Origin of the sequence: Halorhabdus sp. SVX81, from assembly GCF_029207715.1 — an archaeon.
In the GTDB taxonomy this organism is placed as follows: domain Archaea; phylum Halobacteriota; class Halobacteria; order Halobacteriales; family Haloarculaceae; genus Halorhabdus.
On record NZ_CP104322.1, the window covers coordinates 2,499,248 to 2,520,428 of the forward strand.

Consider the following 21,181-nt stretch of genomic DNA (forward strand, 5'->3'; position numbering starts at 1 on the left):
CGCTCTCTCCGGGTCCCGGGTTCAATTCACGGCCACGCCGAGGCCGACTTCGAGGAAGATCGAGACGCCGATGACGACCAGACTGGTGACGAACACCTTCATGCCTCGGCTCACGCGATCTTCGAGTGGAACCTGGCGACCGTCCAGCGGCGGAAGTTTCTGGATCCGTTGCTCGAACCCGAACGCATGGCCCCCGTCGAGACTCATCGAGAACAGTCGCGAGATCGGTCCTCGGCCGTGGGGCGTCGGCTGGATGGCGAACGAGCCGACGCCAAACAGCAGAAAGCCGACGACGAAGAGGGCATACTTGAGGGTTATCAGCCCGTCGCCAAATGCGAGGGATGGAATCGCGAGGACGATCACCACCGCCGTCGCGACGCTCCCCACCCAGAGGGCGAACTCGACGTAGCGGTACCGTCTAGGCGTCACGGGTTCGGTGGTCGAGGACTGGGTCGACGTCCTCGTATTCGGCGTCGTGACGGTGGCAGTAGCTCATATGGTTGTTCTCCCCGACCGGGTGAAACGCCGGCCGCTGGAGGTCACAGACGCCGTTGAATACTTCTCCGAGGTGACTCCGTGCCTCCGCGGGCCGCCCGTCCTTGACCAACTCGGCGGCGGTCTCGATCTGTTCGCGAACGTCCGCGGGGACCTCGAGGTCGCCAAAGAGGTCCGTGACTGTCTCGTCGATGTCGTCGTACGCCGAGAAGTTACCGAGCTGTCGTCTGAGCCGGTCGACTGCCCCGAGATTCATCCGAGATCGTTCGCGGACGACCTCCCGGAAGCGCTCGATCGCGTCCCAGACCGCCTCGTCGACGTCCTCGTAGCCCTCCGGCCGGATCTTGGCCGGACACCGGGTCGAGAACTGACAGCCTGTCGGCGGATCCCGCGGGCTGGGTGGCGTTCCCGGCAGCGTGATCCGGTGAGAGGACCTCGAGGGGTCGGGCCGGGGAATGGCGGAGAGGAGCGACCGCGTGTAGGGGTTGTGGGCGTTCTCGTAGACCGCCTCGGTGTCGCTGAGCTCCATGATCTTCCCAAGGTACATGACCGCAACGCGATCACAGATGTGCCGCACGACCGAGAGGTCGTGGGCGATAAAGAGGTACGTGAGGTCGAACTCCTCTTGGAGGTCCTCGAGCAGCGTGATGATCTTCGCCTGGACGGAGACATCCAGCGCGCTGACCGGCTCGTCGAGGACGAGAAACTCCGGCTCGAGAGCGAGCGCCCGCGCGATGCCGACCCGCTGGCGCTGGCCGCCCGAGAACTGGTGGGGATAGCGATAGTAGTGCTCCTCCCGGAGCCCCACCGACGTCAACAGGTCCAGCACGCGCTTCTGGCGCTCCTGTTTGGTCCGCCAGTCGTGGGCGTCCAGCGGCTCGCGGATGATCTCCCCGACGGTCATCCGATCGTTGAGGCTGGACTCGGGGTCCTGGAAGACCATCTGGGCGTTGCGACGCCAGTCTTTCAGGTCCTCGCCCGACAGCGTCGTGATGTCGGTCCCGTCGAAGGAGATCGTCCCTTCGGTCGCCTCCTCCAGGCGGACGAGCGTCCGGCCGAGCGTACTCTTCCCACACCCGGACTCGCCGACGAGGCCGAGCGTCTCCCCACGTTTGATCGAGAAGCTCACGCCGTCGACGGCCTTTACCGACGGATTGGCGAAGACGCCGCCACCGCCGTAGTGCTTCTTTAAGTTCTCGACCTCGATCAGCGTCTCGCCGGTCTCGGCCACCTGGCCAGTCCGTTGTAGGTCGCCACTCATCGGTGCTCACCTTCCGTTTCGATGTCTTCACCGCTCGCAAGTGCGCTGTGGTGTTCGAGCCGTTCCGCCTCCGTCTTCCCTTCCGGGTACAGCAGACACGACGCCGTGTGTTCGATTGTCTCGCCGACGTCGATGTGCTGGGGGGCCATCTCGTCGCAGGCCCCGAACGCCTGCGGACATCGCGGGGCGAACCGACAGTGGTCCGCCGGCGCGTTGGGCGTTGGCACCTCTCCCTCGATCGTGTTGAGCCCCTCTTCGCGGGAGTGCTCGCCGGGGATCGATTCGATCAGCGCCCGCGTATAGGGGTGTTTCGGGCGCTCGAAGAGGTTCTCGACCGACGCCTTCTCGACGATCTCGCCCGCGTACATCACGTTCACGCGATCGGAGATATCGGCGATGACGCCCATGTCGTGGGTGATAAAAAGGATCGCGAGGTTGCGTTCCGCCTGGATCTCTTTCAGCAAATCCAGGATCTGCGCCTGGATGGTCACGTCCAGGGCGGTCGTCGGCTCGTCGGCGATCAGCAGGTCGGGTTCACAGGCTAGCATCATCGCGATGACGGCGCGCTGACGCATCCCGCCGGAGAACTCGTGGGGGTACTCATCGAGGCGACGCTTCGCGTCGGGGATACCGACCGATTCGAGCAGGTCGGTCGCCTCCGCGGTCGCTTCCGCGCCCGTGATACCCCGGTTGATCTCTAGGGCTTCCCTGATCTGATTGCCGATCGTGTAGACGGGGTTCAGCGACTGTTGGGGGTCCTGAAACACCATGCCGATACCGCTCCCTCGGACCTCGCGATAGGCGGCGTCGGAGAGGGCGGTCAGCTCCTGGCCGTTGAAGTTGATCGACGACTCCGGGAGTACCTCGCCAGGGGAGTCGATTAGTCCCATGATCGAGCGGGCGGTGACGCTTTTGCCTGATCCCGATTCGCCGACGATACCGACCGTCTCGCCGGGGTAGACGTCGAAACTCACATCGTCGATCGCTCGGATCGTCTCCCGGTCGGTATGGAAGACCGTCTGGAGGTTCCGGACCGAGAGTAGCGGGTCGCCCTCGCCGCGTGCGCTCTCGGCGGTGCGTTCACGGGACATCACGCACCACCTCCTGCGGCCGCTTCCTCGGCCTCGGCGCTTTCGGTCTCGGGGTCGATCGCGTCACGGATCCCGTCGCCGAAGGCGTTGAGGCCGGTGACCAGCACGACGATGATCAGCCCCGAGAGCAGCGAGATGTGCCACGAGGAGGTCGCCACGAAGTTCTGGCCGGCCGAGACGGCACGTCCCCAGGCCGGCGTCGGCGCGCTGATCCCGAGGCCGTTGCCCAGATACGACAGTGCCGAGAGGCTGATGATGATCCCGCCGGTCGTCATCGAGGCGTACACCAGCAGGTAGCCGACGATGTACGGCAGCATGTGCTTGCGCATGATCGTGCGGGGCCGTTGGCCGAAGCTCCGGGCCGCGTCGACCCACTCCTCCTGGGCGACCTGCAACGCCGGACCACGCACGGCCCGCCAGAGGATCGGCCACGTCGTAAACGCGAACACGAGCGCGAGAATAAACCCGCCATCGAGGATGTCCCCGAGCCAGTGGTTCGCAAAGACGGCACTCACCATGATCAACAGGATCAGCCGTGGGACCGAGACGATCCCGTCGGCGGTCGTGAGGATCGTGAGGTCGACCGACCCGGCGTAGTACGCCGAGATCATCGAGAGGGCGGCCGCGATGACCGCTGCGATCCCGATCGCCATTCCGGAGACGATCATCGTGATACGCGCCCCGCCCATGAGGAAGGTAAAGAGGTCACGCCCGTTGTTGAGCGTCCCGAACGGATGGAACCGCCCATAGTCGTCGTATGTCATCGGCCCGACGTTCTCCCCGCTGCCCTTGGATTTCGAATTGAAGTTGGCGTCGCCGACGGGGATGGACTCGACTTCGCCGGTCTCGGTGTCGAAGTAGTTGACCTCGAAGCTGTAGGAACTCTTGATGTTCTGCTCGACAGTCGTCGGGCCGAGCGCCGGCCCGAAGATCGCCATCGTCAGATACAGCAGGAGGACGAGGATCCCGAACTGCCCCCAGCGGTGGCCCTTGAGTCGGCTGACCATGTCGTCGGTCGGCGTCCAGTCGGCCTGGCGGTAGTGCTCACGGTAGACCTTCCAGCCGCGGAACAGCCAGTACGCCAGAAACAGCGCGTAGGCGACGATAAGCGTGAATCGCAACGCCCACGCGAGCGCGGGTTCGAGGCCGAGAAAGGTTCCTTTCCAATCGAACACAACCGGGAGGTCCGCGATGATTGCCTGGGGCTCGATCCCCAGCACTGTCCCGTCCCAGCCAGCCCCCGGTCCGAGTTGATACCCCTGATTGGGGATGGTTCCCCGGCCGAACAGCGTCGGGATCGAGCCCGCACCGTCGGCGAGTCCCACGAGAAACTCCGCTCCACCGGTCTGGATGTCGAGGATGCCCTCCGCAGCATTCGGCGAGACGACGCCGACGAGCAACTCGATAGCCGCCGTGACGCCGACGAACGCCCGTTCGATCGTGGCGAGAACCAAGGCTGCGTACGTCCCGAACTCGACGGCGAGCAACGCGAGTAGCACCGAGAGCCACCGGAGGAAGGGGCGGGGCGATTCGACGATCCGGGTCCGGAGCGGCACGCGTTCGAACCCGGTCAACTCTTCGCGCGTCGTGGTAGGTTCAATGTCCGACATTGATATCACCTCTCAGTATCCTCCAGCGTGATTCGCGGGTCGATGAACGTATACAGAATGTCCTGGGCGATGTTCACGGTGACCTGTACGAGGATGAACAGGAAGACCAGCCCCATCACGAGTGGGATGTCGGGCCCCAGAACGCCCCGGAAGAACATGTTCCCGAGTCCCCGGATCGAGAAGACCTTCTCGACGAGGACCGACCCCCCGATCAGCAAGTAGAACTCGCTCATGATGATCGGGAGGAGTGGGATCATGGCGTTGCGACCGACGTGTTTGGTCACGATCCGTCGCCCGGAGACACCTTTTGCCTTCGCGGTCTCGACGTACTTCGAGTTGATACTCTCCAGAACGGCAGTCCGGCCGATTCGGATCTCGTTCCCCATCGACGAGGATCCCAGCACGAGTGCCGCCGGCAGGATCCACTTGATCGCGATGGCGATGTTCGTCAGCTTCGGAACCGGGATCCAGAACGCTTCGAGGAAGGGGATTCCATCGAAAACGTTGATACTCCCGAACATGTCTGCGACCGCGGGCGACGTCCCGATCACGTCGGTCGAGACCCAGAGATCGGGATAAAACGACAGGAGACCGCCGGCCGAGATAAGGCCGACGAACATCACCGCGAGCCAGAAGTTCGGCATCGCCCGCCAGATGATCCCGCCACCCGAGGTGAGGTAATCCCGCCAGGTGTTGGCCCGGAGACCGGCATAGAGGCCGCCGGGGATGCCGACTATCAGTGCGACGACGACCGACCAGAACCCGAGCCACAGCGTCACGGGCATCCGGTTCATGATGAGATCCTTGACCGGCGTCCCACGCTGGATGATCCACGACTGGCCGAAGTTGAACGTCACCAGATCGGTGAGGACCTTTCGGTACTGATCCCACAGCGGGACCGCCGAGCCGTCGGGATAGATGATCCCGAGCGCGACCTTGAGCTGGTGGATGTCTTCCGGCGTCGCGTCCTGTCCGAGAATGTTCAAAACGGGGTCGATCGGCCCCAGATACAGAATTATGAAACTCATCGTGATCCCGAACAGGAGCACCGGGACCGCGAGCAACAGGCGCTTGAAGAGATATATCAGGCGGTTCATCTATGGTCACCCCTGGACGGTCGGAGACGGCCGCGTGGGTCTATTCTTGGGGGAGCGTCCGTCTTGTCCACATCCCTGTGACGGCCCGAAACCGGTCTGGACCACACTGCAGTATGAACTCCGTTGGGAAACAACATCGCCAGCCACGACGATGACGCCATCCTCGAGGGCATAAGTGAGTTATCCGGTCGTGATATCCGCCATGCGGGTTTAACAATAACGATCGGAGCCGGCTCGCGGGGAGCGAAACTCGGGGTCGGGGCCTATCCCTGGTAGTTCGATTCGTAGCCCTCGGCACCGTCGGGGAAGACCTGCTTCGGAACCAGGTGGTAGGCGGCCTCGCCGCGACCCTTGAAGACGCTTTCGACGAAGTCCTCGCGGGTGAGCACGTAGGCCATCGCCTGGCGGACGGCCTTTGGCACCTTCTCCATGTGGAAGCCGATGTAGTAGGTGTTGATGCCCGGCGTCGAGGACATGTTCACCGTCTTGCCGTTGTCAAGCGGGCCGTACGAGCCACGGACCTGCCCGTCCTCGGTCGTCGACTCCTCGGTCGCCAGTTCGGGATCGTACTGTGGCGTCGGGATGCCGGCGACGTCGGCGTTCTCGTTGTTGAGGTACTGGTATCGCGCGTTGTCGTCGGTGATGATCGCCTCGTGGATGTCGAAGTCAGCCGTCTCGCCGTGGTAGTCCGCGAAGGCGGTCGCGGTGAACTCGCCGCCGTTGCCCTCCTGCCAGCTCTCGAAGACGAACGGCCCACAGCCGACTGGGCTCGTCGAGAACTCTTCCCAGGCCATCTCGCCGTCGTGACCTTCGATGTCGCCGACGATGCCCTCCGGGACGACGGAGAACGCCGAGTAGGCAAACACTTCGAGCGCGTAGCCGAACGGGCTGGCGAGGCTGATGGTGAACGTGTAGTCACCCGTTGCCTCGACAGCGGTCGAACCCGGCACGACGTTGCCGTCGTCGTCGGTCTCGTGTTCGATCCCGAGTACCGACAGCGGGAAGTACGTGTTTGTGGAGTTGTCCGATTCGACGAGTCGCCGGAACGAGTAGACGACGTCGGCGGCGGTGACCTCGCCGTAGTCGCCGTGGAACTCGACGCCTTCCTTGAGCGTGAACTCGTACTCCGTGAGGTCCTCGCTGACCGAGTAGTCCTCGACGATGAGGGGTTCGACCTCCGTGGTCCCGTTGACGTAGTTCATCGGCGCGTCGAACATATTCATGATCTTGCGCCCACTTTCCGTGTTCCCCGAAGCGATCGGGTCCAGGGAGCTGAAGGTGCCCGATGTCCGACTCAGGACGTCGTCTCCCTCGAGCGCGTTGACGGAGACGTTCTGTTTCGCCCGCGATGGCCCCATCCCGCCGGGCGGGCTGTAGTCCAGGTGATCGTACCAGAACAGCTGATCGACGGTGTGATAGACCGGGAGCAGGGCGGCCGCGTCCCACAGCGCCCGCTCGATGTTGATCGTCGCTTCCTCCCGGATGCTCTGGGCTTCGTCGGTTAGCTCCGGGTTGTTCTGGATCCGATCGAACTGCTCGATCACGTACTGGCGGATCTCCTCGTCGCCTTCGGCGTCCTCGGACCAGAAAAGCGTCTCGCCGTTTGGCGTATAGCTCTCGGCGTCGTAGATCGTGTTCTCCGGATCGACCAGCTGGAGGAAGTTCTGGGCCGCAGGATAGTCGGCGACCCACCCGAGCGTGTAGGCCTCGTGGTTCCCGCTCTGAGTGGTCTCCAGCAGCGCCCCGAAGTCCGAGTCGCTGATGCTCATGTCGATGTACGCCGACTCCAGGCGCGCACGGATCGTATTTGCCATCTCCTTCCACGCACCGCTCTGGTACTGCAACCAGTCGAGCTTGTACCGGTTATCGGGTCCGTAGCCCGCCTCCTCCATCACCCGCTGGGCCTCGTCGACGTTGGTTTCGTTGATCCCGTACGGGAACGAACTCGGCGGCTCGTATTCGGTGTCGCTCGACGTTTCCTCCGGTTCGTCCGTCTCTTCGGTCTCTTCACCGTCACCACACCCGGCCAGCCCAATGCTCGCCGTCGCGGCACCGGTCGCCGCGAGGAATTTCCGTCGGTTCAGCTTTTTTCCGTCTGACATGATGTGACCCTCTAACAAAGACACGTGCTTAAACGTACTGGTATTGGCTATACTTCCAAGAATATGTGCATCAATTGGTTCCATCTTCTAATTATATAAATCTGTTAAACTTGTTCCCAAACTACAATGTTTATCATTTCCTTTCGGAAAAACACGTGCTTGCATCCCCGATCGGGGCCCCGTCACGCTTAAGCGGAAACTGCTCGAACACCCCCGAGATGCCTGGACCGACGTTTCTCGACGGCGAGACGGTGGCCCTCCGTACGATCGAGGACAAGGACCTCGAATTCATCCAGCGGGAACGTTCCGACGCAGCCGTCTGGCGAACGCTCGGCTGGCCGTTCCCGTCCAATCGAAAACAGCTTACGGAGTTCTTCGAAGAGACGATTTCCGACGAGGAGACCATCTATCTCATGATCACGGTCGCGGAGGAGCCGGTCGGGATGGTGAGTTTTCACGAGATCTCGGCGGATTCGTGGCGCGGCGAACTCGGGTACTGGGTGGCGACCGACGAGCAGGGCAAGGGCTATGCCACCGACGCCGTCGGGACGCTCGTCGAATACGGCTTTCGGGACCTCGGTTTCCACCGGATCGAAGCGAAAGTCTTCGACGGGAACGAACCGTCCCGCCGGGTGCTGGAACATCTGGGGTTCACCCACGAGGGTGTCCACCGCGAAGCCGTCTTCTCCGACGGCGGATTCCGGGACGTCCACTGGTACGGCCTGCTCGCCGAGGAGTGGAGCGGGAAGGAATAGCCAGCGTTGCAGCTTCAGTCGTTGATTCGGACGGCTTCGAGCCGGACGTCCGCTTTGGGCTCGTCACGCGGGCCGGTCTCGACGCTCCCGAGGTCTTCGAGGACGTCCATCCCGTCGATGACCTCGCCGAAGACAGCGTGATCGCCGTCGAGGTGTGGCTGGGCGGCAAGCGTGATGAAGAACTGCGAGCCGTTGGTGTTGGGCCCGGAGTTAGCCATCGAGACGACGCCGGGGCCGTCGTGGCCCAGATCGCTGTCGAACTCGTCGTCGAAGGTGTAGCCCGGGCCGCCGCGGCCGGTCCCCGTCGGATCGCCCATCTGGACCATGAAACCCTCGATGATCCGGTGGATCGGGGTGTCCTGATAGAAGGCGTCGCCGCGGATCTCGCCCGTCTCGGGGTCCTCCCAGGTCGGAGTTTCGGGGGCCGGCTCGGCGTCGGCTGCGGGGTCGTGTTCCGCGAGGTTGCGGAAGTTCTCGACGGTGGTCGGGACGCGCTCGTCGTACAGTTCGATCTCGATGTCGCCGTGGGTCGTCTCCAAGGTCGCGGTTAGCTCACTCATGCTCGTGGCGATGGGTGGGATAAAGATAACCGTGGTGGTCGCGGGTAGCCGTCTCCAGCCGGGCCGTCGATGGCGGGAGTGGTCTCTCCCCCGACGGTGTCCGTCCGGTCCGGTCGATGGGACTGGCCGTTCGTCGGGATCGACAAACGGTGGCTTTTACTTATGTAATTTAGAAATGTCGTCCATGGCGGATCGTCGATCGGACGCTGGGAGGGGGGACGTACCGGGGACCAAACTGGGTCGAGAGCCGTTCGAGACCGCCGAGTGGTCCCTGCTGAACTGGATCGTCATCGGTGTCTTCGGCGCGCTCTCGGCCGTCGGGATCGTCCTTTCGACGGGCATCGTCGAGTGGGCGGTCGCGATCCCCCCGGACCGAACCGATCCAAACCCGGTGGCGGTCCCGATATACGTCTACCTCTACGCTGGGTTCGGGGCGCTTGGATACATTTTCACGAAGTTGATGGGCAGACTCGACCGGTACACTGAGTGGAACCGGTGGGAGGACCTGGTCGGACTGGCGATGCGGATCCCGGCCGCGTGGATCCTCGCTGCGGGTGTCTACCTGCTTCTCGGGGCGTTCGATGGCGTCGAGGGTGTCGCAGGCCCGCGGTTCGTTGCGGGCGTCGCCTTTCTCGTTGGGCTGTACGTCAACGTCGCACTGAAAGCACTGGGGAGTCTTGCGGATCGGATCCTCGGCCGCGGGCCTCGCCAGCCGCAGTGATCTAGTTCCGGACCCGGTTTAGGGCTTGACCAACACCTTGATCGCCTCGCGCTCGTCCATCGCCCGGTAGCCCTCGGGCACGCCGTCGAGGTCGACCGTCTTCGTAAAGATCGGCGACGGGTCGAGCGTCCCGCCGAGAACGTCCGCGAGCAACTCCTCGGCGTAGGCCCGGACCGGCGCGATCCCCCCGTTCAACGAAATGTTGTCCATGAACAGTCCGAAGATGTCGAGTCCGTCGTCCTCGATCCCGTGTGGGACGCCCACGTACCCCACGGCCCCGCCAGGCCGACAGACCTCGATCGCGGTGTTCATCGCACCCGTCGATCCGACACACTCCATGACGTGGTTTGCACCGCCGTGTGTAACTTCCAAGGCGCGCTCGACGGCCTCCTCGCCGCGCGCGGCGATCGTGTCTGTCGCGCCGAACGATTCGGCGAGTGCGAGGCGGTCCTCGTGGTGGCCCATGGCGATGATCCGTTCGGCACCCAGCCGGCGGGCGGCGAGGACGCCACACAGTCCGACTGCGCCGTCGCCGACGACGATGCACGTCGAGCCGGCGTTGACGCCGGCGCTGACCGCGGCGTGGTGGCCAGTCCCCATCACGTCCGTCAACGGCAGGATCGCCCGGAGCGTCTCCTCGTCGTCGGCATGGCGGTCGGGCACGCGGACGAGCGTGCCGTCGGCGTGGCGCGCCCGGACGTACTCGCCCTGTGCGCCGCCGTCCTCGCCGCCCCAGAAGCCGCCGTTCACACAGGCGGTATGGAGCCCCTTCCGGCAGAACTCACACTCGCCACAGCTCGTCACGAAGGGGGCAAACACGCGATCGCCGGGTTCGACGGCGCGGACTTCTTCGCCCACTTCCTCGACGATCCCCATCGGTTCGTGACCGATACGGGAAGGGACCTCGCGGTCCTCTGTCCCGCGATACGGCCAGAGATCCGACCCGCAGATCGCGGTGTGCGTGACGCGGACGATTGCGTCCGTCGGGGCGTCGAGTTCCGGTTTCGGGACGTCTTCGATACCGATCTCGCCGGGGCCACGAAAGACGGCTGCGCGCATGTGCGCCGTGTCGGGCCAGAACGTCTTAAATCCGGCACCGGTGGCCTCTCCAGTCCGATCAACTCGTTGCGATCGTGGCGACGTTACACACGACCACGACCACCGTGACCCCGCCGAACCCTGCAAGGGCGGCGTATCTCTGCTGTTCGTCGACGAGATACCAGGTCGTCACCAGGACAGCCACTGCAGCGAGTTTCAGCCCGACGAATCCCCCAACCCCCAGTGTTTCGACGAGCGCTCCTGCGAGCACGTTGCCTTCTGACAGTCCTCGCCGGAGGCCGACCGTCGTCGTCAGCACGTCCAGTATCGACGCCATGATCACTGTCGCCCAGAGGGACACGGACAGTGTCGAGAGCGAGAGCCACTCGCCAACGCAACCGATCGATTCGAAGCGATACCGTGTCGAACCCGCCCCCTCGGGTGCCGTCTGACGTTTTCCCATCGTTCCACCATCCCCGGACGACGGCGTCCAGTCGCCTGGCTGACGGGTCCTCCTCCCCCGGATGATGGATTCCACTCCCCCGCACGCTGGATTCCACACCCCCGGATGGTGGACTCCACCCCCCGATGCTGGATTCCACGTCCCCCAGACAGTGGATCCCAACCCCCGGTTGCTGGCTTCCACCCCCCGGCTGCTGGACCCTCCACCCCCGTCCGGTCATCTCTCCTGTCACCCACCAATGCTTTTATTGTTTCGGTTTCGACTGTGAACACCTGTCACATCCCCGCGAGCGTGATCGTGTTGAGTCCAACGACCACCAGTGACACCATCGAAAACCCCCAGAGGACGAGTCTGGCGGATGTCTCGGCCAGGGAGTGCCAGGCGAGCACCAGACAGACGAGGGCGACCAGTTTGAGCGCGCCGATCCCCGGCGTGCCATAGGTGGCCATGAACGCCCGTGCGACCGCGTTTCCCTCGGACAGCCCGGACGCCGTTCCGACCATCGTGGTCACGATGTCGAAGGCGGAGCCCACGAGGACGACGATCCAGAGGACGGCATCGGCTTCCGGCAGCGGGCGCGGTTCCAGAAACGCCTCGAACGCGGCCAGCCCAGCTTGAAACCATCCCGGAACGACCCGCTCGGGGAGTGTCCGTAACTCGACCATGTTCACGGGATTGGCCTCATCGCCTGGGGCCCACTGCCGGCGGTGGCGGTTGGCGGTAGTTGAGGTAGAACGTCCGCCCACAGCCGTCCTGGCCGGGCTGTGGTCCGTCACTGTGGTCTGTTGTGGGGGAGGGGGTTCGGTCCTGTCCGGCGGACGCGTCATCCGCGACGTTGCCGAGACAGACGAACTCGATGCCGTCTGCGGCTTCGACGTCGTCTGTCGTGGCGGCGTATTCGTGGTCGGCGAGGGGGTGGCGCGTCACAGATGCGTCCTGCAATGCCGGGTCCCGGTCGACGCTCGTGACGGCCCCACAGTACGGACAGTGATACGTGACTTCGACCATACGTGTCGTTGGGCTTTGATCGATAAAGCTCCCCGGTCGCCACACCGCCGCTGCATCGACCGGGTGGGCAGTTTCTCGATCCCTTTTCACGCCCGAAACCTTATGGGACGTGCCATACCAACTTCGGACACGCAGATGTCAGCCAGTGTTGCTCCCATCGTGCTGGTGGTTGACGACGAATCAGACGTCGCCGACGCCTACGCAGCCCAGCTGGAGGGGCAGTTTACGGTCCTGACAGCCTATAGCGGCCAGGAAGCATTGGAAACACTCGACGATACCGTCGACATCGTCCTGCTCGACCGCAGGATGCCGGGGCTCTCTGGCGACGACGTTCTCGAACGCATTCGTGAGCGTGGCCTTGACTGCCGGGTCGCCATGGTGACCGCCGTGGATCCGGATTTCGACATCATCGAGATGCCCTTCGATGCCTACATCACCAAGCCGGTCTCCCGTGACGATCTCTTCGAGACGATCGATCGTCTGTTGACCTTCCAGTCCTACGAGAAGCAGTTTCAGGAGCTATACCGGGTGATGTCGAAGGTTGCCACGCTTCGGGCCAACAAAAGCGAGACCGAACTCCAGCACAACGACGCCTATCAGCGACTCCTCGACCGGCGTGACGATCTGCGTGATCGTCTCGACGAGACGATGCTTTCCTTCGATGACGACGACTTTACGACCGCGTTCAAGCAGTTCAAGGACCAGGGGGAGTAACTGCTGGCTCGATCCATCCTTGCGATCGGTTTCCGAAGGTGCTGAGAGCGGACGCTGTGGGACGGCGATCCGGTGACACCGAAGATCCAAGTGCGAGGACGACAAACGGTACCATATGACGCCCGTCTGGGGCTGGATCGTCGCATACGTCCTGGGATTTCTGCTCTTTCAGTTGCTCATCTACTGGTATCTCGGGGAGGCCGGCACGTCGATCGAGCGGACGACCCCGGATTCCACCGACCGGGAGCGCGGATCGCGGACGATCGAGCCGCGGGATCTCGACAGCCTCGAACCGGGCGAGACGATACGGTGTCGACACTGCGGGGCTGTAAACGAATTCGATCCGAGTTACACCTATTGTCGGGCCTGTGCCAGGGAATACCGGTAGCCGAACTCGACGATATCAGTCCTGAGAACGATGAAGAAACACCTTAGTGGTGACAGTGTCTTCTTCACGTATGCGTCTGGCCAGTGGCGTGCCGGGGTTCGACGAACTCGTCGAGGGTGGACTGCTGCCGAATCGGCTCTACGTCGTGAGTGGGCCACCGGGCAGCGGGAAGACGACCTTCTCGTCGATGTTCATCACCCAGGGTGCCAAAGAGGGGGATACGTGTCTGTACGTGACGATGCACGAGACGAAGTCCGAATTGAGCCAGGATATGGCCGGCTTCGAATTCGGGTTCGACCGGGCCATGCAGTCGAATACGGTCCAGTTTCTGAACCTCGTGACCGAGAGTGGCAAGCGAACCATCTCGCAGTTCGGGAGCGATGGCGGTTTGACAAACCGGCTGGTCGCGTATATCGAAGCCAACGACATCGACCGCGCGGTCATCGACTCGACGATGCTGCTCCAGCACTTTTTCACCGACGTGTCCGAGGAGATCACGGGCTTTCTGTCGGCACTCAAACAGACCGACGCGACGATCGTCCTGATCTCCGAGATGACCGATCCCAGCGCCTACTCCGACGAACATTACCTCGCACACGGCGTTATCTTCTTCCATAATTTCCTGGACTCGGGAAGCATGACCCGCGGCGTGCAGGTCATCAAGATGCGCGGGACCGCCATCGACTGTGACATCCGCGAGATCGGCTTCTCCGAGCAGGGCTTGCGGGTGTTCCCCGATAGCAAGGTTCAGACATAATGTACGAACGCACCTACGGCACAGACTGGGAGACACTCGGGAAGGACGAGGCGACCGAGCGGGCGTTCGCACTCGGCGTGGCGGCGGTGCTCGGCGAGCCTGATCCCGAGGAATACGAGCGGGTTCTGGAGACGACCGGCACCTCCTACGATCGGAGCCTCATCGAACTCGCCTATCAGGAAGGCAAACGCAAGGCGTCGGGGCGACGCGGCGAGTTCGAGGAGTCGGCCGGGGTCTGGGCGGAACTCGTCGAACCTGACGGGGAGAAGACGACGGTCGACGAGACGGACGTTCCTGACCGTCGTGACTCGCTCCCGCCGGCGCTCGACTCCATCGAGATGCTCGAACAGCGCTTAGAGGACGGCCTCGAACGCGAGGAGCTGCCCGATTTCCTCCGGAAGTGACCGTTCTCCCGTCCGGCGGCGTTGTCTCTGTCTCCTCGCGGGCTATCGCGACTGACTGTCGACTGTCCGTTCGATTTCCGGCGGTTCCGTTCCGGCCCACTTTCGCCACTGTTCTTCGAGGGCGACTTTGCCGATCGACTTCGCGATCGCAGCCCCGCCGGCGAGTGGGTCGAGCGTCGTCTCCCCCACGCGCTCGCGGTAGTCGATCGGGATCTCCGTGACGCGATACCCGCGCACGACCGGCCGAAGGAGCAACTCGGCTGAGAGCCCGGTGTTCTCGGTCCACTCGATCGAGTCGATGACCTCGCGGCGATAGGCCCGCATTCCCGTGGTGGTGTCGTGGACGCGCTCGCCGATCAGCGCACTCGCCAGCCACGCGAAGGCGTGGTTTCCCAGGCGATTGAAACGGGGCATCGTCTCGGCCCCGCCGGTGAGGCGGTCGCCGCTAACCACGTCGTAGCCGTCGTTGATCGCCGTGAGGAAGTCCGGCAGGCGATCCATCGGGTAGGTGTCGTCGCAGTCGGTCGTGACGACTACCGGCCGGTCGGGTGTCGTGATCGCCGTCTGTACTGCCACGCCGTAGCCCTGTGGCTCCTGCTCGATCACGCGCGCGCCGTGCTCGCGAGCCACCTCCGCCGTCCCGTCGGTCGAACTGTCGACACAGACGACTTCGGCCTGCCCGTCGGTCACGCGCTCGATGTCCGCCAGTACTGTGCCGATCGCCTCCCGTTCGTTGTACGTCCCCATCACGACGCTGACGTCCGAAAACGTATAGCCGTCCCCGCTGGCTTTCTCATCGCTCATTACGCCACTGTTCGTCCGGGAACACTTGAGCTTTAGGTTTGCCTAAAGAAGGAGTTCGTTAGCGAACCGTCCGCTACACCGGCGAGTTCAGCGCGCCGAAGTACACCTGCCAGGCCAGCAGTGACTTCGCGACGAGACTCAAGACGATGTAGCCGACTTCGCCGAAGAGGTAGTCTTTCCACTTCCAGACGCCCCGGTACTGCAACAGCATGTTGATCGCGAAGAGGTTGAACAGGACGAAAAGCGAGATGTAAATCGCGATCACGAAGTCCGGCGGACTCCCTTCGCCGAAGGTGAAGGTGCCGATGATCGTGACGGCAATCGCGATCCAGGGGACGAGCCCGGCCAGCGAGCCGACCACGAAGGCACTCCAGTCGGTCTCCTCGGTCAGTCGGTTGTGGCGTTCCATCACCAGCCCACAGAGGTTCATCACGGCGACCAGGCCGAACAGCGCGATCAGCGTGCCCAGATCCCAGACCCCGGCGAGCATCGCGATCAGGACGATCATCAGCGACGCGCTGACGGCGTACTCGTACCATCTGTAGGGGTTCATCCCCTGCTCCAGATAGGCGACGTACCGATCGTACAGCACCGTCGAAATCAATGCGTGTGCGATCGCGGAGATGAACAGGAACCCGGCGGCCAGATACGCGAGTTCGATCGTCCCGATCGATTTCATGACGGGCGAGAGGGTTTCGGTGGTCGTATCGAACTCCTGGTAGACGGCTGTGATCGTCCACTCCCGGGAGGAGCTCAGGTAGACCATCAGCGCGCCCTGGACGAAGTGCAGGACGGCCATCGCCGCGTTGAACCGTCGGAGATTCCAGTCGCTGGCGTCTGATGTAGCCATGATCGTGCTTCTCAGCGGATTATAATCATTCTTTGCCCGACTGTCCGGTCTCTGTGCCGGCCAGGAAATCCCGGCACGTGCCAGGGGAGGCCTGATTCGGCTGGTGAGATCTGACGAGTCGTCGCCGATAGCTTCCCTGGGGAGGTTATCAATTCTGATTCGTCGAGGGGGACACTCAAGTCCACGTTTCTCCCCATCACATATAATGAACAGTGCTCGAACTGACGACGAGAACCGTGTGGTCCCGGATGATCTGGACCTTCTCTTACAGCTGACGGAGTACACGGACGACTCTCTGTGGATGTTCACCCCAGATTGGGAGAACGTCATCTTCGCCAATTCGACGTACGAGGATATTTTCGGTGAGCCGGTGGCGTCCCTCGAGGCGGACCCGACGAGCTTTCTCGACGCGGTCCATCCCGACGACCGAGAACGGGTCGCCGACGGGATGGAACAATTGTCCGCCGGCGAGTCGACCGATCTGGAGTTTCGCGTCGATCCGGCCGAGGACTACGGGACCTGGGTCTGGGTTCAGGGCAAACCGGTGGTCGACGAAGCGGGCGAAGTGACCGCTCTCGCCGGGTACACCCGCGACATCACCCGCCGCAAGGAATACCAGCGGGAACTCGAACACCACCGGGAGGCCCTGGAGAAATCCAACGAGAGTCTCCGGGAGTTTGCCTACATCGCTTCTCACGACCTCCAGGAACCACTGCGAATGGTGTCGAGCTACGTCGACCTGCTCGAACGGGAGTACGGCGACCAGTTCGACGACGAGGCCGAGGAGTACATGGAATTCGCCGTCAACGGGGCAAAGCGGATGAAGCGGATGATCAACTCCCTGCTTGAGTACTCCCGCGTCCACACCGAGGCCGAGGAGTTCGACGAGGTCGACGCCGGAGATGTCTTCGAAAGCGCCCGCCAGGATCTGGAACTGCTGATCGCCGACCACAGTGCCGAGATCACGGTCGGGGACCTGCCGACCGTCAGCGCCGACCGCGATCAACTCGGCCAGGTGTTTCAGAACCTCCTGAAGAATTCGATCGAACACGCCAGCGAGGACGGAACGCCACAGATCGACGTGACGGTCACCGACCGCCCGGAGGCCTACGAGTTCGCCGTCGCGGACAACGGGCCGGGGATCCCGGCCGACGAACAGGACGACGTCTTCGAGATCTTCAGGCAAGGGGCGAACGCCGAGGCCGGCAACACCGGGATCGGGCTGGCGATCACCCGCCGGATCGTGCAACGCCACGGCGGCGAGATCTGGATCGAATCGGAGCCCGGCGAGGGAGCGACGTTCAAATTCACCATCCCCAAGGGGCTGAACGTCGCCGAATCGGAGGGTGTCGACCATGACTGAGGCCGGCCAGCCGGTCGAGATCCTCCTCGCCGAGGACAACCCGGGTGACGCCAAACTCACACAGAAGGCTTTCGAGCAGGGCAACATCCTCAACAACCTGCACGTCGTCGAAAACGGTGCCGAGGCGATGGACTTTCTCAACCAGCGCGGCGAGTACGAGGACAAGGCCCGGCCCGACCTCGTCCTCCTGGACCTCAACATGCCGAAAAAAGACGGCTGGGATGTCCTCGAGGAGATCAACGACGACCCGGAACTGCGCCGTATCCCCGTGATCGTGCTCACGAGTTCCGAAGCCGAGTCGGACATCGTGAAATCATACGACCTGCAGGCCAACGCGTACCTGAGCAAGCCCGTCGATTACTCGGGGTTCATGGACGTCGTCAGGAGTCTCGAGGAGTTCTGGCTATCAGTCGTCAAGATGCCACCGAAGTGAACCCATGTCAGAGACCGAATCACCGACCGAGGTGCTGCTGGTTGAAGATAACCCCGGCGACGCCCGTCTCGTCAAGCACCATCTCAACGAATCCCACGTGGCCGATCTCGTTGGCGACGTCACCCTCGAACACGAGGAGACGCTCGCCGAGGGGCTCCGGGCGATCGAAGCCGGCCGACACGACATTCTGTTTCTCGATCTGGGGTTGCCCGAGAGCACCGGCCTGGCGACGCTTGGGGCCGTCCAGGACGAGGACCCACGCGTTCCGATCGTCGTGCTCACCGGCCTGGACGATCGGGAGACCGCCGTCACGGCGATCCAACGCGGGGCCCAGGACTACCTGCTGAAGGACGATCTCGACGCGGACGATCTCGCCCGGTCGCTGCGCTACGCGGTCGAGCGACACCGGCAGGAAGTCCAGCTTCGCCTCCAGAACGAGCGCTTAGAGGAGTTCACCAGCGTCGTCTCCCACGACCTGCGGAACCCGCTCAACGTCGCCCACGCCCGGGTCAACATCCTGCGGGACGAGGCCGACAACGACCACCTCGAAACCGCCTCGCGGGCGCTCGATCGGATGGAGGCCCTGATCGAGGACCTCCTGACGCTGGCCCAGCAGGGCCGGACCATCGACGACCTGTCGACCGTCCGCCTCGACGTCGTCGCCGAGGGCTGCAGGGAGAACGTCGACACGGCCGACGCGGCCGTGATCGTCGACACTGACGCGACCGTTCGTGCCGACGGGAGTCGCCTGCAGGAACTCCTCGGCAACCTCCTCAGAAACTCGATCGAGCACGGCGGGGCAGCCGTGACGATCACGCTCGGCGACCTCGCCGACGGGTTCTACGTGGCGGACGACGGCCCCGGCATCTCCGCCGACGACCGCGAGCAGGTGTTCGAGATGGGGTACTCGACCTCCGAGGGTGGGACGGGGTTCGGTCTCATGATCGTCGAGGGGATCGCCGAGGCCCACGGCTGGGACGTCCGCGTGACCGAAAGCGAGGCCGGCGGGGCGCGGTTCGAGATCACCGGCGTCGACGTACTCTGACCACCGGCGTCGGGATGAGTTGATGGCGCTTCTCAGACGTCACAGCACGCTCTCGAGGTGGCCGACAGTCCGCAACGCGAGCGCGGCGATGGTTAGCGTCGGGTTCATCGCGCCGCCGGTCGGGAAGACGCTCGATCCCGCGAGCCAGAGGTTCGCGAGGTCGTGAGTTTGCCCTCGGGCGTCGACGACGCTCCCGTCCGGATCGGTTCCCATCCGCGTCGTGCCCATGTGATGGAACGCCGGCCCGGTATTCTCGGGGCCGATCTGCCAGGTAATCTCCGCGTCGAGTTCGTCAAGAATGGCTTCCTGGATCGCGTTGGCTCGCCGGAGCGTCCGCCGGGTGCGATCGTCGATACCCCAGTGAATCTCCGGGACGGGATTGCCGTGGTCGTCAGTCCGCGAGGGGTCGAGCGTTACGCGGTTCTCCCGGCGCGGCGTTTGCTCGACCAGGGCTCCCACCGTGAGGTGGCTGCCGTACGTGTCACTGATCCGATCACGAAGTTCGTCGCCCCACCCGCCGTCGGACAGTGCAACTCCAACGGGTGAGGGGCCGCCGTAGTTGCGGAATTCGAGTTTGATCGGCCCGAGATCGTCCGCGCCGGCGTCGGCCGCAGGGATTCCCCGGTCCGTTCCGGCCGCGGGATCGTCGTAGAACTGGTGGGACTCGGTGGTGTTGAACCCGACGTGGTGCTGGCGGGTCTCCCGGTCGATCACGCCGCTCGTGCCCGCAAACAGGTGTTCGTGGAAGTACTGGCCCACGACCCCGCTCGAATTCGCCAGGCCGTCGGGGTACTGCGGTGACTCCGACAGCAAGAGGAGTCGGGGCGTCTCGACGCCGCCGGCGGCGAGGACGAACTCCCGCGCCTCCTGACGATACGTCCCGCCGTCGGGCGTGGCGTAGACCGCGGCCGTGACCCGCTCGCCCGCGTCGTCGTGTTCGAGGCGCTGGACGGGGACCCGGTCGATCACTCGCGCCCCCGCTTTCTCGGCCTTCTCGACGTGGCTCGTGGCGTCGTACTTCGCGCCGGAGGGACAGACGGGCTGGCAGGTGCCATACCCCACGCAGGCCGATCGATCGTCATACCGTTCGGAGTTGCGGGCGTTGGGTACCGAGTGAGTGGTAATTCCCAGGGCCTCACAGGCCTCGGCGAAGATCGAGTCGCTGTGTGAGGGGTCGAACGCCGGCATCGGATGTGGCTCCTCGCGTGGCGGTTCGAACGGGTTGTCGCTCGCGCCGGCGACGCCCAGCGCCGCCTCGGCCTCGGCGTAATAGGGCCGGATGTCGTCGTACTCGATGGGCCAGTCGGCGGCGATGTCCTCCCGTGACTGCACCGCGAAGTCTCGTTCGTGGAGCCGCATCACCATCCCCTGCCAGTGCAGCGTCGACCCGCCGACCCCTTTCACGCGGGTGTGGTTGAGTGGATAGTGTCGATCGCCGCTCGACGTGAAGGCGTCGCGCTCCCCGCCCATGCCCCAGATATCGGGCCGGCCGTGCGCCGGGCGCAGGGCGTCCTCCATCTGTTCGATTCGCTGCTCGGGGTCGAATCGCGGGCCAGCCTCCAGGACGGTCACTTCGTGGCCAGCGGCGGCCAGCCGATGGGCGATCAGCGCGCCGGCGGGGCCGGCCCCGATCACGCAGACGTCAACCCCGTCGCTCGGCGTGCGATCGGCGCTCACGACTCCGGCCCCCGCTGATAACTCGCGAGTCCGCCCGGGTGACCCGGGGGATTCTCGATCCCGATCAACTCGCCGCCGGTCGGTGAGGCGTACAGCGCGAGCAACAGGTCGTTGATCACGAAATAGCGCAGGCGTTCGGTGTCCTCCCCATTCGGATCAGGATCTGCGTCGTTGGCCCCCATCCGTCTGAGTGCCTCGTCGCGCTCGTCGGGCGACAACGCCGCGAAGTCGGCCTCGTACCACGCCTGACAGTACTCATCGAGGTAGGCCACGGCGTCGGCGATCCCCTCGACGTGTTCCGGCCGGTCGGCCGTCCGGCCCGCGGCGTAGCGTTCGACGAACGGCTCGATCTCGCTCACATCGTCGGGGTAGAGCACCTCGGCGGCGGCCGAAAGCGTCTCGCGGTCGTGGTCGGAAAGCGACGGTTCCTCGCCGGCATCAGCCTGCTCGTCGTCCGCCGCGGGCGCGGTACAACCGGCCAGCGACGCCCCGACGGCCGACAGCGCTGCCATCGCGTCCCGTCTGGTGAGTTCGTGGCTCATGGA

Annotated in this window: 24 protein-coding genes; 9 read left to right on the forward strand and 15 right to left on the reverse strand. The window is 63.9% G+C overall.

Going from position 1 to position 21,181, the window contains the following annotated elements; all coding sequences use genetic code 11:
- Positions 1-21 precede the first annotated feature (21 nt).
- The 6 genes from SVXhr_RS12550 to SVXhr_RS12575 all read right to left on the reverse strand — a co-directional run bounded on the left by SVXhr_RS12550 (position 22) and on the right by SVXhr_RS12575 (position 7,656).
- On the reverse strand, positions 22-429 hold the full coding sequence (locus SVXhr_RS12550; protein WP_275737561.1) for a hypothetical protein: 408 nt from the start codon (positions 427-429) through the stop codon (positions 22-24).
- Positions 419-1,756 (reverse strand): ABC transporter ATP-binding protein, encoded by a 1,338-nt coding sequence (locus SVXhr_RS12555; RefSeq protein ID WP_275737563.1) that lies wholly within the window; start codon positions 1,754-1,756, stop codon positions 419-421. Before SVXhr_RS12555 ends, SVXhr_RS12550 begins: the two co-directional genes overlap by 11 nt.
- Positions 1,753-2,847: an ABC transporter ATP-binding protein gene (locus SVXhr_RS12560; RefSeq protein ID WP_275737565.1), complete on the reverse strand. Its 1,095-nt coding sequence runs from the start codon at positions 2,845-2,847 to the stop codon at positions 1,753-1,755. The genes SVXhr_RS12555 and SVXhr_RS12560 overlap by 4 nt, the downstream gene beginning before the upstream one ends.
- The gene (locus SVXhr_RS12565) at positions 2,847-4,457 is read right to left on the reverse strand and encodes an ABC transporter permease (RefSeq protein WP_275737567.1); all 1,611 of its coding nucleotides are present in this window, start codon (positions 4,455-4,457) and stop codon (positions 2,847-2,849) included. Before SVXhr_RS12565 ends, SVXhr_RS12560 begins: the two co-directional genes overlap by 1 nt.
- Before the next feature lie 5 nt (positions 4,458-4,462).
- Positions 4,463-5,554 carry an ABC transporter permease gene (locus SVXhr_RS12570; protein WP_275737569.1) on the reverse strand — a complete coding sequence of 364 codons (1,092 nt, stop codon included), beginning with the start codon at positions 5,552-5,554 and terminating at the stop codon, positions 4,463-4,465.
- Between the two features lie 263 nt (positions 5,555-5,817).
- The gene (locus SVXhr_RS12575) at positions 5,818-7,656 is read right to left on the reverse strand and encodes an ABC transporter substrate-binding protein (RefSeq protein WP_275737571.1); all 1,839 of its coding nucleotides are present in this window, start codon (positions 7,654-7,656) and stop codon (positions 5,818-5,820) included.
- A gap of 218 nt (positions 7,657-7,874) precedes the next feature.
- Between SVXhr_RS12575 and SVXhr_RS12580 the strand changes: the two genes are divergently transcribed.
- On the forward strand, positions 7,875-8,411 hold the full coding sequence (locus SVXhr_RS12580) for a GNAT family protein (protein WP_275737573.1): 537 nt from the start codon (positions 7,875-7,877) through the stop codon (positions 8,409-8,411).
- Positions 8,412-8,425: 14 nt separating this feature from the next.
- Here SVXhr_RS12580 and SVXhr_RS12585 read toward each other — a convergent pair whose 3' ends face one another.
- Complete coding sequence (locus tag SVXhr_RS12585; protein ID WP_275737575.1) at positions 8,426-8,971, reverse strand: peptidylprolyl isomerase; 546 nt, start codon at positions 8,969-8,971, stop codon at positions 8,426-8,428.
- Positions 8,972-9,155: 184 nt separating this feature from the next.
- Between SVXhr_RS12585 and SVXhr_RS12590 the strand changes: the two genes are divergently transcribed.
- Positions 9,156-9,692 (forward strand): hypothetical protein, encoded by a 537-nt coding sequence (locus SVXhr_RS12590; protein ID WP_275737576.1) that lies wholly within the window; start codon positions 9,156-9,158, stop codon positions 9,690-9,692.
- Positions 9,693-9,710: 18 nt separating this feature from the next.
- Here SVXhr_RS12590 and SVXhr_RS12595 read toward each other — a convergent pair whose 3' ends face one another.
- The 4 genes from SVXhr_RS12595 to SVXhr_RS12610 all read right to left on the reverse strand — a co-directional run bounded on the left by SVXhr_RS12595 (position 9,711) and on the right by SVXhr_RS12610 (position 12,201).
- Complete coding sequence (locus tag SVXhr_RS12595; protein WP_275737578.1) at positions 9,711-10,751, reverse strand: zinc-dependent alcohol dehydrogenase family protein; 1,041 nt, start codon at positions 10,749-10,751, stop codon at positions 9,711-9,713.
- 58 nt (positions 10,752-10,809) lie between these two features.
- Complete coding sequence (locus SVXhr_RS12600) at positions 10,810-11,193, reverse strand: DUF5658 family protein (protein WP_275737580.1); 384 nt, start codon at positions 11,191-11,193, stop codon at positions 10,810-10,812.
- A 275-nt stretch (positions 11,194-11,468) separates the two neighbouring features.
- Positions 11,469-11,858, reverse strand: a complete 390-nt coding sequence (locus SVXhr_RS12605; protein WP_275737582.1) for a DUF5658 family protein — start codon at positions 11,856-11,858, stop codon at positions 11,469-11,471.
- Positions 11,859-11,874: 16 nt separating this feature from the next.
- Positions 11,875-12,201, reverse strand: a complete 327-nt coding sequence (locus tag SVXhr_RS12610) for a hypothetical protein (protein WP_275737584.1) — start codon at positions 12,199-12,201, stop codon at positions 11,875-11,877.
- Between the two features lie 135 nt (positions 12,202-12,336).
- Here SVXhr_RS12610 and SVXhr_RS12615 point away from each other — a divergent pair, with 135 nt between their 5' ends.
- The 4 genes from SVXhr_RS12615 to SVXhr_RS12630 all read left to right on the forward strand — a co-directional run bounded on the left by SVXhr_RS12615 (position 12,337) and on the right by SVXhr_RS12630 (position 14,464).
- Positions 12,337-12,915, forward strand: a complete 579-nt coding sequence (locus SVXhr_RS12615; RefSeq protein WP_275737587.1) for a HalX domain-containing protein — start codon at positions 12,337-12,339, stop codon at positions 12,913-12,915.
- A 115-nt stretch (positions 12,916-13,030) separates the two neighbouring features.
- Positions 13,031-13,303, forward strand: a complete 273-nt coding sequence (locus SVXhr_RS12620) for a hypothetical protein (RefSeq protein ID WP_275737589.1) — start codon at positions 13,031-13,033, stop codon at positions 13,301-13,303.
- A 70-nt stretch (positions 13,304-13,373) separates the two neighbouring features.
- Positions 13,374-14,060, forward strand: a complete 687-nt coding sequence (locus tag SVXhr_RS12625; RefSeq protein ID WP_275737591.1) for an ATPase domain-containing protein — start codon at positions 13,374-13,376, stop codon at positions 14,058-14,060.
- Entirely contained in the window at positions 14,060-14,464 is a 405-nt protein-coding gene (locus SVXhr_RS12630) for a hypothetical protein (protein ID WP_275737593.1), read from the forward strand. Before SVXhr_RS12625 ends, SVXhr_RS12630 begins: the two co-directional genes overlap by 1 nt.
- Before the next feature lie 42 nt (positions 14,465-14,506).
- Here SVXhr_RS12630 and SVXhr_RS12635 read toward each other — a convergent pair whose 3' ends face one another.
- Both SVXhr_RS12635 and heR read right to left on the reverse strand, forming a co-directional pair.
- Positions 14,507-15,268, reverse strand: coding sequence for a dolichyl-phosphate hexose transferase (locus tag SVXhr_RS12635; protein ID WP_275737596.1), 762 nt, complete (start codon positions 15,266-15,268; stop codon positions 14,507-14,509).
- A gap of 73 nt (positions 15,269-15,341) precedes the next feature.
- Positions 15,342-16,118 carry a heliorhodopsin HeR gene (heR, locus tag SVXhr_RS12640; protein ID WP_275737598.1) on the reverse strand — a complete coding sequence of 259 codons (777 nt, stop codon included), beginning with the start codon at positions 16,116-16,118 and terminating at the stop codon, positions 15,342-15,344.
- A 205-nt stretch (positions 16,119-16,323) separates the two neighbouring features.
- On the opposite strand from heR, the gene SVXhr_RS12645 reads away from it, so the two are divergent.
- The 3 genes from SVXhr_RS12645 to SVXhr_RS12655 are packed head-to-tail and all read left to right on the forward strand — an operon-like array spanning position 16,324 to position 18,959.
- Positions 16,324-17,481 carry a PAS domain-containing sensor histidine kinase gene (locus SVXhr_RS12645; protein WP_275737600.1) on the forward strand — a complete coding sequence of 386 codons (1,158 nt, stop codon included), beginning with the start codon at positions 16,324-16,326 and terminating at the stop codon, positions 17,479-17,481.
- Positions 17,474-17,914 carry a response regulator gene (locus SVXhr_RS12650; protein WP_275737602.1) on the forward strand — a complete coding sequence of 147 codons (441 nt, stop codon included), beginning with the start codon at positions 17,474-17,476 and terminating at the stop codon, positions 17,912-17,914. Before SVXhr_RS12645 ends, SVXhr_RS12650 begins: the two co-directional genes overlap by 8 nt.
- A gap of 4 nt (positions 17,915-17,918) precedes the next feature.
- Entirely contained in the window at positions 17,919-18,959 is a 1,041-nt protein-coding gene (locus SVXhr_RS12655) for a hybrid sensor histidine kinase/response regulator (protein ID WP_275737604.1), read from the forward strand.
- A gap of 39 nt (positions 18,960-18,998) precedes the next feature.
- On the opposite strand, the gene SVXhr_RS12660 is transcribed toward SVXhr_RS12655, so the two are convergent.
- Together SVXhr_RS12660 and SVXhr_RS12665 are read right to left on the reverse strand one after the other, a co-directional pair.
- On the reverse strand, positions 18,999-20,636 hold the full coding sequence (locus tag SVXhr_RS12660) for a GMC family oxidoreductase (protein ID WP_275737606.1): 1,638 nt from the start codon (positions 20,634-20,636) through the stop codon (positions 18,999-19,001).
- A complete protein-coding gene (locus tag SVXhr_RS12665) occupies positions 20,633-21,178 on the reverse strand; it encodes a gluconate 2-dehydrogenase subunit 3 family protein (RefSeq protein WP_275737608.1) in 546 nt (181 codons plus the stop codon). Before SVXhr_RS12665 ends, SVXhr_RS12660 begins: the two co-directional genes overlap by 4 nt.
- Between the last annotated feature and the right edge of the window lie 3 nt (positions 21,179-21,181).